This window comes from Candidatus Krumholzibacteriia bacterium, from assembly GCA_035268685.1.
Taxonomy (GTDB): Bacteria; Krumholzibacteriota; Krumholzibacteriia; order JAJRXK01; family JAJRXK01; genus JAJRXK01.
In genome coordinates this window covers 1-12,615 of sequence record DATFKK010000189.1, presented here as the reverse complement: position 1 = coordinate 12,615, position 12,615 = coordinate 1, and the positions used below count along the sequence as shown (strand labels likewise).

Genomic DNA, 12,615 nt, shown 5'->3' with positions numbered 1-12,615 from the left:
GTTCTACTACCTGGCGTGCAGTCACCGGCTGGACTTCGGCTACGTCGACCACCCACCGCTGTCGATCTGGCTGCTGGCCGGCTGGCGCTCGCTGTTCGGCGACTCGCTGGTGGCGACGCGGATCCCGCCGGCACTGGCCGGCGCGGCGACGGTCGCGGTCGTGGGCTGGATCGCCGCGCGGCTCGGCGGCGATCGGCGCGCGCAAGCGCTGGCGATGGCCTCGGCCGTCGCGCTGCCGCTCTGGCTCGGCACGAACCACGTCTACTCGATGAACGCCTTCGACATGCTCTTCTGGGCGCTGGCCGCCGCGATCCTCGTCGAGCTGCTCCGGACCGACCGGCCACCGCTGCGCCTCTGGGTCGCGCTGGGCGTCGTGCTCGGCCTCGGGTTGCTGAACAAGATCAGCGTGCTCTGGCTCGGCTTCGGGATCGCCGCCGGGCTGCTGCTCACCGCCCGTCGTCGCGCGCTGACCACGCCCGGACCCTGGGTCACCGGCGCGATCGCAGCGGCGCTGTTCGCGCCGTACGTCCTCTGGAACGCCGCGCACGACTGGGCGACGCTGGAGTTCATCGAGCAGGCGACCTCGACCAAGATGGCCGGCAAGTCCGTCGCGGAGTTCGCCGTCGACCAGCTCTTCGCGACGGGTCTGCTGCCGGTCGTCATCTGGGGCACGGGACTGGTCTGGCTGTTCGCCGCCCGCGGCGGGCGTTTCCGGTTGCTGGGCTGGGTCTGGCTCGCGGTCTTCGGTCTGCTCGCGTTCAGCGGGACGAGCCGCAGCGGGTATCTCGGGCCGGCCTACACCTGGCTGCTCGCTGCCGGCGCGGTGGGCCTGGTCGAGCGGCTGGGTCGGCGCGGTGTCCTCGCCTGGGGCCTGGCCGCGCTGATCCTGGCCTGGGGCGCGCTGCTGGCGCCGCTGGCGCTCCCCGTCCTGCCGGTGGAGCGGTACGTCGAGTACGCGCGCGCCTTCGGCGAGGAACCCTCGACCGAGGAGCGCAAGGAGGTCGGCGTGCTGAAGCAGTTCTACGCCGACATGCACGGTTGGCACCGCATCGTCGACGCGGTCGAGGAGGCGGCGGCGACCCTGACCTCCGCCGAACGGGAACGGGCGATCGTCTTCGCCGGCAACTACGGCGTCGCCGGCGCGCTCGAGCGGCTCGGCCGCGGCCGCGACCTGCCCCCAGCGTTCAGCGGCCACAACAACTACTGGATGTGGGGGCCGCCGGATCACCCGGTGGACGTGGTGATCGTCGTCGGCGGCGACGCGGAGGACCACGCCCGCAACTGGGATTCGGTGGACCGCGTGACCGAGACCGACTGCGGCCTCTGCATGCCCTACGAGAACGGGAACGGTGTCTTCGTCCTGCGCGGACGGTCGCACCCCGTCGGGGAGATCTGGTCGACCGTGCGTCACTACGACTGAGCGAGTGCGCTGATTCGGCCGGCGATCTCGGTGGGCGCGACGATCAGGATCGACACGTCTCGAGCGACACCCGTCGGGGCACGGATCATCGACTTCGTCATCGTCTGCCGGGTTCGCCCGTCGAAGCGGTGCGTGCGAAGACATTCGAAAAACCTGGGTTCAGGGTTGTCAGCCGGCTGGGGCTGACAAATGGAAACGTCAGCCTCTGGGGGCTGACATTCGCCGTTGTCATCCATTGGCGGCTGACAACCCGAAACCCGGCTTTTCGAAGAATGGTTTCACCAGCCGACAACACGCCGCGACACCCCTCGTCGACCACGACGGTGCGCTTCAGCACGTCGACGGGCCCTGATCCGTCCGCACCCTTCGCGGCACGGCCCCGATCCCGGACCCGTCCTCGGCCGGTCCCTTCGGACCCAACGCCGCGTTCAGCAGCAGGTAGCTGCCCAGCTCGCCGCTCATCACGTGGTGCTCGAGTCCCTTCTCGTACTCCATCCAGCGGCCGATCACGCGGGAACTCACGCGGCGCAGCACGGCGCGCAGCGACGCCCGCGCCGGCGTGAAGTCGCGCACGAACTTCGACTGCAGGACGGCACTCACGGCGTTCTCCAGCAGCTGGCTCTGCACGCGGGTGACCTTGCGGCCGAGCTGCACCGACTCGTCGGCGTCGAGCACCGCGTCGATCATGGCGTCGGCCACGCTCTGCACGGACGCACGGGTGAGGGAAGCGACCCGCTGCCGCGATTCGCCGCGCCAGACGTTGTCGAGGAAGGTCGGCCAGTCGTCGCCGGCGGCCAACGTGCACGCGCGGGCGATGCCCGCGGCCACGAGGTTCATGCCGATCGAGCGTCCGGCGTTCAGTTCGATCACGTCGAAGCGGTCGGCGATGCGGGGCACCTTCGTCGTGTCGACCACGCCCGCGCGCACCTCGTGCGGCTCCCACCAGATGGGATGGTTGTACAGGGTCCGCACGCCGTCGCGCGCTCGAACAGCGCACGGGGCGAGAGGCTCTCCAGATCCCCGCCCCCGTTGTCCCCCACCACCCACCCTGCTAGCTTCCCCCGAAAGCGAGCCGATCCCGACGACCCCCACCCCGAGGCCCCGAAGTGAGCACCGAACTCCGCACCCTCCGCGTCGAGGGGATGACCTGCAACGGCTGCGAGAACGCGATCTCCAACGCACTGAAGCGCGTCGACGGCGTGCGCGACGCGCGGGCGGACCATCACACCGGCCGCGTCGAGGTCGAGATCGACCACGATCCCGGCGACGACGCGCTGCGCGCCGCCGTCGACCGCGCCGGCTTCACCCTCGCGGACTGACGTCGGCCGCGTCGGCGTCGACCATCCACAGGAGTTCGCCGTCGCGCGGGGCCACCCGGGCGGCGGGAAGGTCGCGGTCGCCGTCGAAGATCCGCCGCAGCGCCGGCGCCTTCGCGGCACCGCCCACCACGAACAGCACCGACCGTGCCGCGTCGATCAACGGCAACGTGAAGGTCACCCGTTCCCGCGGTTCGACGGGGGCGGTCGATGCCACCACCAGGGTGTTCTCCTCGACCTCGAGTTCCGCTCCGCCGGGGAACAACGACGCGGTGTGACCGTCGTCGCCCATGCCCAGCAGGATCAGGTCGAAGTGCGGCGTGCCGTCGTCGTGCGCGCGGGTGCGGAGTTCGATCTCGTAGGCGGTCGCGGCGTCCTCCGCGCCCAGCTCGGTCCGCGGTGCGTGGACCTGCGCCGCGTCGATGCCCAGAGGATCGAGAAGGGCCTCGCGGGCCATCCGCACGTTGCTGTCCGGATGGTCGGACGGCACCACGCGCTCGTCGCTCCAGAAGAACTCGACCACGCTCCAGTCGAGGGCCTCGCGGCGACCGGCCAGTTCCTCGTACATCGCCCGCGGGGTCGAACCGCCGGCCAGCGCGATCCGGGCGCGCCCGCGCGCGTCGATCGCCGCCTGCAGGGTGTCGACCACACGGTCGGCGGCGGCACGGGCCAGGGTGGCGGGGTCGGGCTCGATGCGCAGTGGCGGCTTCATCGCGTCATCCACTCGTGTCCGTGGCGCGTGCACAGCACGTCGGCATCGCGCGGGCCCCACGAACCGGCTTCGTACGGGTGCGCCGGAGCCGGCTCCTTCACGAGCGGATCGTACAACCGCCACGAGGCCATCACCTCGTCGTGGTGCACGAACAGGGTCTGGTCGCCCTCGAGCGCATCGAGCAGCAGCGTGACGTAGGCGTCGGGAATGCCCTCGAAGCGTTCGGCGTACTCGAAGCCCAGGGGCACGCGCTCCAGACGCATGGGTTCGCCGGGTCGTTTGACGTCGAAGTACAGTTCGAAGCCCTCGTTCGGCTGGATCTGCAGGATGAGCGCGTCGTGCGAGACCTCGTAGCAGCGCATGCTCCGGAACAACTGCACCGGCGGGCGGCGGAAGGTGATCGCCACCTGCGTCGTCTTGCGGGGAAGCCGCTTGCCCGTGCGCAGGTAGAAGGGTGTGCCGTACCAGCGCCAGTTGTCCACGAACAGCCGCACGGCGGCGAAGGTGTCGGTGGTCGACTCGTCGGGCACACCCTCGGCCTCGGTGTATCCGGGCACGTCACCCTTGCGCGTGTACTGACCGCGCACGACGTCGTCGGGCTCGATGTCGCGGATCGACCGCAGGACCTTGATCTTCTCGCTGCGCACGGCCTCGGCGTCGTAGGCCACGGGCACTTCCATGGCGATCAGCGCCAGCAGCTGTGTCAGGTGGTTCTGGATCATGTCGCGCAGCGCGCCGCTCTGGTCGTAGTAGCCGGCGCGGTCCTCCACGCCCAGGTCCTCGGCCACGGTGATCTGCACGTTCTCGATCCGCTCGCGTGTCCACAGCGACTCGAAGATCGCGTTGCCGAAGCGCAGCACCAGGAGGTTCTGGACCGTCTCCTTGCCCAGATAGTGATCGATCCGGAAGATCTGGTCCTCGCGGAAGATGCCACGGAGCACGTTCTCCAGCTGCTCGGCACTGGCGAGGTCGTGGCCGATCGGCTTCTCCACGACGAGGCGGGTGAAGCCGCGGCTCTCGTTCAGGCCGACCTCGCCCAGTCCCTGCACGGTCGAGGCGAAGACGTGCGGCGGCAGCGCCAGGTAGAAGAGCCGGTTGCCGGGCAGGCCGTGCTCGCGTTCGACGTCGTCGATGCGCTGCGCCAGGTCGCCGAACTGGCTGTCGTCGTCCAGCCTCTGGTAGTGCACGCAGTGGCTGCACCACGAACCCAGGTCACCCTCGACGCCGGCCTCGGCCAGGGACTCGCGAACGAAGGCGCGGTAGCGCTCGTCGTCCATGTCGGCCTTGCGGGCCACGCCCAGGATCGCCCAGCGACCGGCCAGCAGACCCGCTTCGCTCAGGCGGTACATGGCGGGCAGGAGCTTGCGGCGCGCCAGGTCGCCCGTGGCGCCGAACAACACGAACAGGTGCGCAGGCGCGTGACCGTCGGACATCAGGAATCCTTCTTCTTGATCGCGTGGCCGCCGAACTGATTGCGCAGGGCGTTCAGCAGCCGGTGTGAGTAGGAGTCGTCGTCGCGCGACGAGAAGCGCTCCATGAGCGCCATGGTCATGACCGGCGCCGGCGACGCGAGGTCGACGGCCTCCTGGATCGTCCACCGGCCCTCGCCCGAATCGCTGACCCAGGCGTCGAGTCCCTCGAGCTGCGGGCTGTCCTTCAGGGCGCGCGCGATCAGGTCGAGCAGCCAACTGCGCACCACGCTGCCGTGGCGCCAGATCTGGGCGACCTGCTCGAGGTCGAGATCGAAGTCCTTCTTGCGCTCCATGAGCGCGAAGCCCTCGGCGTACGCCTGCATCATGCCGTACTCGATGCCGTTGTGGATCATCTTCACGAAGTGTCCCGCGCCGGCGGGTCCGACGTGGCCCCAGCCGAGTTCCTCGCCGGGTGCCAGCGTCCTCAGCGCGGGGCTCAGACGCTCGACGGCGTCGTCGGGTCCCCCGACCATCATCGAGTAGCCCTCGCTGCGCCCCCACACGCCGCCGCTGGTGCCGACGTCGACGAAGCGGAAGCCCTTTGCGGCCAGGTCCTCGGCTCGCCGCATGGTGTCCTTGTAGTTCGAATTCCCACCGTCGACGATCAGGTCGCCCTGGGCCAGCCGCGGCACGAGTTCGTCGATCGTGTCGTCGACGGGCTTGCCGGCCGGAACCATCAGCCACACGGTGCGGGGCGGCTCCAGCGAGCCGACCAGGTCTTCGATGGTCGAGAATCCGCGGCCTCCGGCGTCTCCCAGACGGGTGAGTGCATCGCGGCTCAGGTCGAAGCCACAGACGTCGTGACCACCCTCGATCAGGCGGTCGGCCATGTTGGCACCCATGCGTCCGAGGCCGATCATCGCGAGTTTCATGGCGGATCCCTTCTTCGTGAGCGTGCGGAAGAGCGTACGGAAGTATGCTTGAAACGGGACTGCCGTCGTGGTCTTTTCCCTTTTCGGACACCGTGGACGAAGCCGCCTCACGTGGCAACGAGGAGAATCCCCCGTGGGCGCATCGGAACGAACCCTGATGCTGCCCCGCGCCGAACTCCAGGGCGTGGGTCGCGTCGACACCCCCCGCGGTCCGGTGATCGTCTGGGGTGCGCGCCGGCCCGGCGCCGACCGGCCGAGCGAGGACTCCGCACTGATCCACCACGACGGCGACACCCTGGTGATGGCCGTGGCCGACGGCGCCGGTGGCCATGCTCTCGGGGGTGAAGCCTCCGAAGCCGCGGTGCGGGCCATCGCCTGGACCCTGGAGTCGGGCGAGGGCGACATCCGCGATCGCATCCGCCGTGCCCGCATCGAAGCCGTGGACGCCGTGGCTCGCCTCGGGGAAGAGGCGATCACCACCGTCGCCCTGACACTGATCCACGAGAACGAAGTCCGCACCTGGCACGCCGGTGACTCGACGATCCTGCTCACCGGCCAACGCGGCCGCCGCAAGCTCCGCACCACCGACCACACCGTCCCGGGCCTCGAGGCCGCCGCCGGCCGCATGACCCTGGACGAAGCCCGCGCGCACGAGGAGCGACACCTGCTCGTCAACGCCCTCGGCACCGAGGAGGTCGGCTGGGAAACCGTCGGACCCGTGCCGTTCGCCGCGCGCGACACACTACTGCTGGCCACCGATGGTCTCTTCGACAACCTGAGCGACGACGAGATCGTGGCCTTCGTGCGCAGCGGTCCGCTCGAGGACGGCATCCGTGCCCTGGTCGAACGCAACCACGCGCGTATGTTCGAAGACCAGGGACCGTGGCCGGGAAAACCCGACGACGTGGTCGTCCTGGCCCACCGCCCCACCTGAACCCCCACGAGGACGATCGACAGTGTACATCGCCATGAATCGCTTCCGGATCAACGAGGGACACGAAGAAACCTTCGAGACGCAGTGGCGCGAACGCGAGACCCACCTCGACGAGGTCCCGGGTTTCCGCGAGTTCCACCTGCTGCGCGGCGCCACCGAGGACGGCGTGACCCTCTACGCCTCGCACTCGGCATGGGACGACGAGGCGTCGTTCGTGGCCTGGACCGAGTCCGAGGCCTTCCGCAAGGCGCACGCGAGCGCCCGCTCACCGGAGGGAACGCTCGCCGGTCCGCCGCGCTTCGAGGGCTTCGAAGTGGTGCTGTGAGCGCTCAGTCGTCGTGTAGCCAGCCCTTGTGCCGGAAGAACAGCACCAGGGCCACGACGATCACCGCCATCACCCCGAGCAGGACGAAATACCCGTTCTGGGCCTGAAGCTCGGGCATGTTCACGAAGTTCATGCCGTAGAGTCCGGTGAGGAACGACAATGGGATGAAGATCGTGCTCATCACCGTGAGCACCTTCATGATCTCGTTCATCCGGTTCGACATCATGGCCCCGTGCAGCGACAGCAGCTGGGAGGTGGCGTCGAGCCCGCTGTGGACCACCTCGAGCAGCTGCATGGCGTGATCCTGGCAGTCGCGCAGATAGGTGCGCGCGTCGTCCCCGAAGAAGGAACTCTCCTCGCGCAGCAGGGCGGCCACCAGGTCGCGCATGGGCTCCATGTCGCGACGCAACTCCTGCAATTCCCGGCGCAGGTCCAGAACCGCGGCCACGTGCGAGCGCCGTGCCTCGAGTGTGATCTCTTCCTCGAGATCCTCGATCCTCTGACTGATCGTCTCGATCACGGGGAAGTAGGCGTCGATCACCAGGTCGATCAGGGCGTAGGCCAGGTAGTCCGGCCCGGACGCGCGCATGCGCGGACCGATCTCGGTGCGCCGACGCACCTTGTCGAACACGTCGGCCTGGCCTTCCTGCACCGTCAACAGGATCCGCTCGCCGACGAAGAGCGTGACCTGGGATCGTTCCAGACGACCGTCCGGGAGCCCGCGGATCATGCGCAGGACGACCAGGTGGAAGTTCGGGTAGAGCTCGCTCTTGGGCCGTACCGGCACGTTGACCGCGTCCTCGATCGCCAGTGGATGGATCTCGAGTTGCCGCGACAACTCCTCGAACACGTGACGGTCGCCCAGCCCCCGGACCTCCACCCACGACACCGAAGGTGTCTGCACGTGCTGGCCGATCTCGTGGACCGGCAGATCGTCCACGGTCTCGTGATGCGACGTCGAGTAGTCGATCAGGCGGATCCGTGGGGGTGCGGCATCGGGCGAGATGACCAGCGAGCCCGGCTTGGCGCCAAGCTCGGGATGCTTCTTGTGGAACATGATCAATCCCTCGTCGCTGGGTGCGTGTCCAGGCGCACGGGCTCGTCCGCGCGTGCGCCCACCACCGAACGCTTCGGCAGTGGAACCTCGATTCCCTCGGCCCGCAGTGCGGCCTCGACCGCCGTGTACATGCTGTTCAGCAGGTCGAGGTAGTTGTCGCGTGTTCCCCAGATCGAGTACTGGAACTCGATCCCCGACTCGCCCATGCGCAGGAAGACGAACAGCGGTTCGGGCTCGGTCATGCACAGAGGAGTGTCGTCGGCCACCCGCGCCAGGATCTCTCGGACGTGGTCCATGTCCGATCCGTAGGCCACGCGCAACTTCAGGTCGACGCGGCGGATCGGGAAATGGGTCAGGTTGACGATGTGCTTCTTGATGATGTCCTCGTTCGGCACGCGCACGAGCAGGTTGTCGAAGGTGCGCAACTTCACCGACAGCAGGTCGATCGACAGCACTTCTCCGGTACGGTCGTCCACCTGGATGTAGTCGCCCACCACGAAGGGGCGCTCGGCCATCAGGAACAGCCCACTGATCAGGTTCGAGGCCGAGGTCTGCGACGCGAAGCCCAGGGCCACGGTCAAGACGCCGGCGGCACCGAGCAGAACACGCAGGTCGAAGCCGAGTTCGTTGAGCGCGGTGACCACGATCAGGGTTCCCAGCACCCAGGTGATGAGGCGCCGCGTGACCATGCCTTCCTGTGCGCTCAGGCGCACTTCGACCATGCGCCCCACCCCGCGGCCCACGAGCCGCGTCAGCACGATACCCAGGATCAGGACGACCGCGGCCCGGAAGACCGATTCCACGTGGAGCGTGTCGATCAGTGCCGCGAAATCGAGGGATGGAAGCATGTCAAACATGATCGTCGATCCGGTTCAGCATGCGCCCGAAGGTGCGCAGCAGAGCGCCGCGCGTCGGTTTCTCGCGGGCGGCATGCACGTAGGCCGTGGTGCCGGCCTCGCCGGGAGGCCGGCGCGACAGCTCGAGTTCGGCCGCGTCGTCGTTCCCGCGCCGCAGCAGGGTCACCCGCTCGGCCCACAGGTGGCCGTCGCCCGCCGCGTGCAGCGACAGGAAGGGCGCGGGCAGTTTCAAGCGCTCGAGGTCGAGGCGCTTGGCCGAGCGGTTGCGCACGTGCACGGCGGCCACCGCCCGCTGGGCGAGGACGGGCACGTTCTCGAGGTTCAGGCGCGCCGCCGTGCGGCTGGCGTAGCACAGCTCGCCCACGCGGGTGCTCGGTCCGAACCAGGTGTCCGACGGGCGGAAGAGCGACGTCTCGTAGAACGGCAGGGCGTCGGCGCGGCTGCGGACCTGCAGCCACAACGGCGTGCTCACGTAGATGGTCGCCGACTCACGCGCGGGCAGGTGGAAGGGATACTCGGGCTGGGCCACCACGGGCCGGTCGGCGTGCAGCGGAAGCAGGTGGATCGAAGACGGAGTCTCCTCGAACCCGAAGCGTCCGAACTCCGCCGACGCGGGCGGATCGACCGGTTCGGGGTCGGCCACGCGCAGGCCCGGCGCGAGCGCGTCGCCCTCGGTCCACCGGGTGATCTGGATCTCGTGCGCCAGGCGGGTGATCGACAGGCGCAGCGGGCCGATCCACCAGGTGCGCGTCTCGCCGAGCGGGATCTCGTGCACACCCCACCAGGGGCGCCGCGGATCGCTGGAATCGTTCATCGGGCCTCCGCGCTCCATTGTGCGGGCCGACGGGGCGACCGCAAGCGCCGATTTCACCCCCGCCGCGCGCGCAACCAGGCCCGCAGTTCGTCGAGCGGCAGCGCGTTGAGCACGTTCTCGGCCCGCAGCCATCCCTTGCGCGCCACGGCCACGCCGTAGCGCACGTCCTGCAGGCCCTCGGTGCGGTGCGCATCGGGGCCGATGCTGATCCGCGCACCGAGCTTGGCGGCGTGGCGCAGCTCGCGCCAGTCGAGGTCGAGCCGATGCGGGTTCGCGTTCAACTCCAGCGCGCAGTCGACCTCGACCGCGGCCTCGATCACCGCCTCCAGGTCCATCTCGAAACCGTCGCGGGCGAGCAGCAGACGGCCGGTCGGGTGCCCGAGGATGCTCGTGAAGGGATTCTGCACCGCGCGGATGCAGCGCTTCGTCTGGTCCTCCGGCTTCAGACCGAAGTGGCCGTGCACGCTCGCCACCACGAAGTCCATGCGCTCGAGGACGTCGTCGTCGTAGTCGAGCGAGCCGTCGGGAAGGATGTCGCTCTCGATCCCCTTGAGCACGACGAAGTCGTCGAAGCTGGCGTTGACCTCGTCGATCTCCTCGTGCTGGCGCAGGATCGCATCGGGCTTCAGGCCGTGGGCGTAGAACGCGCTCTGGCTGTGGTCGCTCAGCCCCAGGTACTGGTAGCCCATGGCCCGCGCGGCCTCGGCCATCTCGCGCACCGAGTGGGCGCCGTCGCTCCAGGTGGTGTGGTTGTGGAGCACGCCGCGGATGTCGGCTTCCTCGACCAGCGGCGGCAGGTCGCCCTGCTCGGCGGCGTCGAACTCGCCCATGTCCTCGCGCAGCTCGGGCGGAATGGGGTGCAGGTCGAGCGCCTCGAAGATCGCGTCCTCGCTGTCGAGCTCGAGCGAGGCGTCGCTTCCGGTGGGGAACAGTCCGTACTCGTTGAGCTTCAGGCCGCGGTCCTTGGCGCGCTGCCGCATGCGCGTGTTGTGTTCCTTGCTGCCGGTGAAGTAGTGCAACGCGAAGGGGAACTGCCGTGGCGTGACCGTGCGCAGGTCGACCTGGATGCCGGTGTCCAACCGCACGCTGGTCTTGGTGTCGCCGCTGCCGATGACTTCGGCCACGGCGTCCATGCCGGTGAAGGCCTCGTGCACGCGGCCGGGATCGGCGGCGCTGACGAGGATGTCGACGTCCTTGATCGTCTCGCGGCGGCGGCGAATCGAGCCGGCCAGTTCGAAATGCTCGACGCCGTCGATCCCCCGCACGAAGTCCATGAGCCGATCGGCCGCGGCCCAGGCGTCGCTGAGCAGGTGACGACCACCGAAGCGACGGACCGTCTCGATGCCGGCCAGGATCTTCTGCTGGGTCTTCGCACCGAAGCCGTCGAGCTGCACCAGGCGGTTCTCGTTGCAGGCGTATTCCAGCTCGCCCAGGGTCTCGATGCCCAGCTTCTCGTGCAGGACACGCACGCGCTTCGGCCCCAGACCGGGCACGCGGACGATCTCGAGCAGACCGGCGGGGACGGCGTCCTCGAGTTCCACCAGGGCCGGACTGGTGCCGTCGGCGAGCAGGGACTCGACCTCGGTCAGGATCCCCTTGCCCACGCCCTTGATCTTCTTCAGCTCGCCGCTCTCGAGGCCGGCCGTGAGATCGCCCTCGTAGGACTGCAGTGCCCGCGCGCCGTTCTGGAAGGCGCGGCTCTTGAAGGGGTTGGCACCGCTCAGCTCGAGCAGCACCGCGATGCGTTCGAGGGTCTTGATCACCGTCTTCTTGTCGGCCGCCGCTGCCACGTCGTCTCCCGTCGATGGTCCCCGTCGTCGCACTCCGGTCGATCAGGGTAGTGCCGACCGCACACCCCTCACAAGCCGAGTCCCCTTGTGGACCCACGGTCCGGGCGATAGTCTCGGCGACCTCCGCCCATCCGGCCCCGACCCGAGGAGCCTCCGTGCGACCCGCCCGCTCGATCTTCGTCTTCGCTCTCGTCCTGATCGCCGGCTGTGGGACCTCCACGCCGACCCCGCCGACTCCCGATCCCGCGGCCACGCAGACGCCGCCTCCCGAGCCGGAGCCCGGGCCGCTGGAGAAGTTCGTCGAGGGCAAGGAACGCCTGGCGGGTCTGTTCGACGTGATCCTCGACCGGGACGCGGCCAGGGTCTGGCTCGAGTTCCCGCCCGCCGGCGCCGACGGTCTGGTGGCCGAGGTGCTGTACGTCGAGGGACTGGCGCACGGACTGGGCAGCAATCCGGTCGGTCTGGACCGCGGCAGGATCGGGAGCACGCGCGTGGTCGAGCTGCACCGCATCGGGCGGAGACTCTACGTGGTGCAGCCGAACCTGGGCTTCCGCGCCACCAGCGACAACCCCGACGAGCGCCGCGCCGTGGAGCAGGCCTTCGCGCGGTCGATCCTGTGGTCCGGCCCGGTGGTGGCCGAGGCACCCGGCGGCGACTTCGTGGTCGACTTCACGGACTTCGTCGTCCGCGACGCCCACGGCGTGGTCCGCACGCTGAAGCGCACGGGTCAGGGGAAGTTCGAACTCGACGACGACCGCAGCACGCTGGACCCGAGCCAGGTGCTCGCCTTTCCCGACAACCTCGAGTTCGAGGCGATCCTCACCTTCGGCAGCGACGAGCCGGGGCCCGAGGTACGCAAGGTCACACCGACGCCCGACTCCGTGACCCTGGTGCAGCACCACTCGCTGGTGCGTCTGCCCGACGACGGCTACGAACCGCGCGCGTTCGATCCGCGCTCGGGTGCGCTGTGGATCGGCTACCAGGACTACGCCGCGCCGCTCGACGAACCCATCGAGCGCAAGTGGATCGTCCGCCATCGTCTGAAG

13 protein-coding genes are annotated in these 12,615 nt (G+C 69.1%); 5 read left to right on the top strand and 8 right to left on the bottom strand.

Annotation, left to right across the window (positions count from 1 at the left end; translation table 11 throughout):
- Positions 1–1,420, top strand: a 1,420-nt coding sequence (locus VKA86_18210) for a glycosyltransferase family 39 protein (protein HKK73142.1), incomplete at its 5' end; no start/stop codon positions are given.
- Positions 1,421–1,750: 330 nt separating this feature from the next.
- On the opposite strand, the gene VKA86_18205 is transcribed toward VKA86_18210, so the two are convergent.
- Positions 1,751–2,392: a hypothetical protein gene (locus VKA86_18205; protein HKK73141.1), complete on the bottom strand. Its 642-nt coding sequence runs from the start codon at positions 2,390–2,392 to the stop codon at positions 1,751–1,753.
- 134 nt (positions 2,393–2,526) lie between these two features.
- On the opposite strand from VKA86_18205, the gene VKA86_18200 reads away from it, so the two are divergent.
- A complete protein-coding gene (locus VKA86_18200) occupies positions 2,527–2,739 on the top strand; it encodes a heavy metal-associated domain-containing protein (protein HKK73140.1) in 213 nt (70 codons plus the stop codon).
- Here VKA86_18200 and pgl read toward each other — a convergent pair.
- Genes pgl through gnd form a run of 3 tightly spaced genes read right to left on the bottom strand, consistent with a single transcriptional unit; the run spans position 2,723 to position 5,792 of the window.
- Complete coding sequence (pgl, locus tag VKA86_18195) at positions 2,723–3,448, bottom strand: 6-phosphogluconolactonase (protein ID HKK73139.1); 726 nt, start codon at positions 3,446–3,448, stop codon at positions 2,723–2,725. The two genes, VKA86_18200 and pgl, sit on opposite strands and share 17 nt — an antisense overlap.
- Positions 3,445–4,881 carry a glucose-6-phosphate dehydrogenase gene (zwf, locus tag VKA86_18190; protein HKK73138.1) on the bottom strand — a complete coding sequence of 479 codons (1,437 nt, stop codon included), beginning with the start codon at positions 4,879–4,881 and terminating at the stop codon, positions 3,445–3,447. The genes pgl and zwf overlap by 4 nt, the downstream gene beginning before the upstream one ends.
- Positions 4,881–5,792, bottom strand: a complete 912-nt coding sequence (gene gnd / locus VKA86_18185) for a decarboxylating 6-phosphogluconate dehydrogenase (GenBank protein ID HKK73137.1) — start codon at positions 5,790–5,792, stop codon at positions 4,881–4,883. Before gnd ends, zwf begins: the two co-directional genes overlap by 1 nt.
- A gap of 133 nt (positions 5,793–5,925) precedes the next feature.
- On the opposite strand from gnd, the gene VKA86_18180 reads away from it, so the two are divergent.
- Complete coding sequence (locus VKA86_18180; GenBank protein ID HKK73136.1) at positions 5,926–6,726, top strand: protein phosphatase 2C domain-containing protein; 801 nt, start codon at positions 5,926–5,928, stop codon at positions 6,724–6,726.
- 22 nt (positions 6,727–6,748) lie between these two features.
- A complete protein-coding gene (locus tag VKA86_18175; GenBank protein ID HKK73135.1) occupies positions 6,749–7,051 on the top strand; it encodes an antibiotic biosynthesis monooxygenase in 303 nt (100 codons plus the stop codon).
- 4 nt (positions 7,052–7,055) lie between these two features.
- Here VKA86_18175 and corA read toward each other — a convergent pair whose 3' ends face one another.
- Genes corA through polX form a run of 4 tightly spaced genes read right to left on the bottom strand, consistent with a single transcriptional unit; the run spans position 7,056 to position 11,569 of the window.
- Positions 7,056–8,108 (bottom strand): magnesium/cobalt transporter CorA, encoded by a 1,053-nt coding sequence (gene corA, locus VKA86_18170; protein HKK73134.1) that lies wholly within the window; start codon positions 8,106–8,108, stop codon positions 7,056–7,058.
- Between the two features lie 2 nt (positions 8,109–8,110).
- Positions 8,111–8,956 (bottom strand): mechanosensitive ion channel family protein, encoded by an 846-nt coding sequence (locus tag VKA86_18165; GenBank protein ID HKK73133.1) that lies wholly within the window; start codon positions 8,954–8,956, stop codon positions 8,111–8,113.
- 1 nt (position 8,957) lies between these two features.
- Complete coding sequence (locus VKA86_18160) at positions 8,958–9,779, bottom strand: hypothetical protein (GenBank protein ID HKK73132.1); 822 nt, start codon at positions 9,777–9,779, stop codon at positions 8,958–8,960.
- Between the two features lie 53 nt (positions 9,780–9,832).
- Complete coding sequence (gene polX / locus VKA86_18155) at positions 9,833–11,569, bottom strand: DNA polymerase/3'-5' exonuclease PolX (GenBank protein HKK73131.1); 1,737 nt, start codon at positions 11,567–11,569, stop codon at positions 9,833–9,835.
- A gap of 155 nt (positions 11,570–11,724) precedes the next feature.
- On the opposite strand from polX, the gene VKA86_18150 reads away from it, so the two are divergent.
- A partial coding sequence (locus tag VKA86_18150) for a DUF5117 domain-containing protein (GenBank protein ID HKK73130.1) occupies positions 11,725–12,615 on the top strand: 891 nt, incomplete at its 3' end.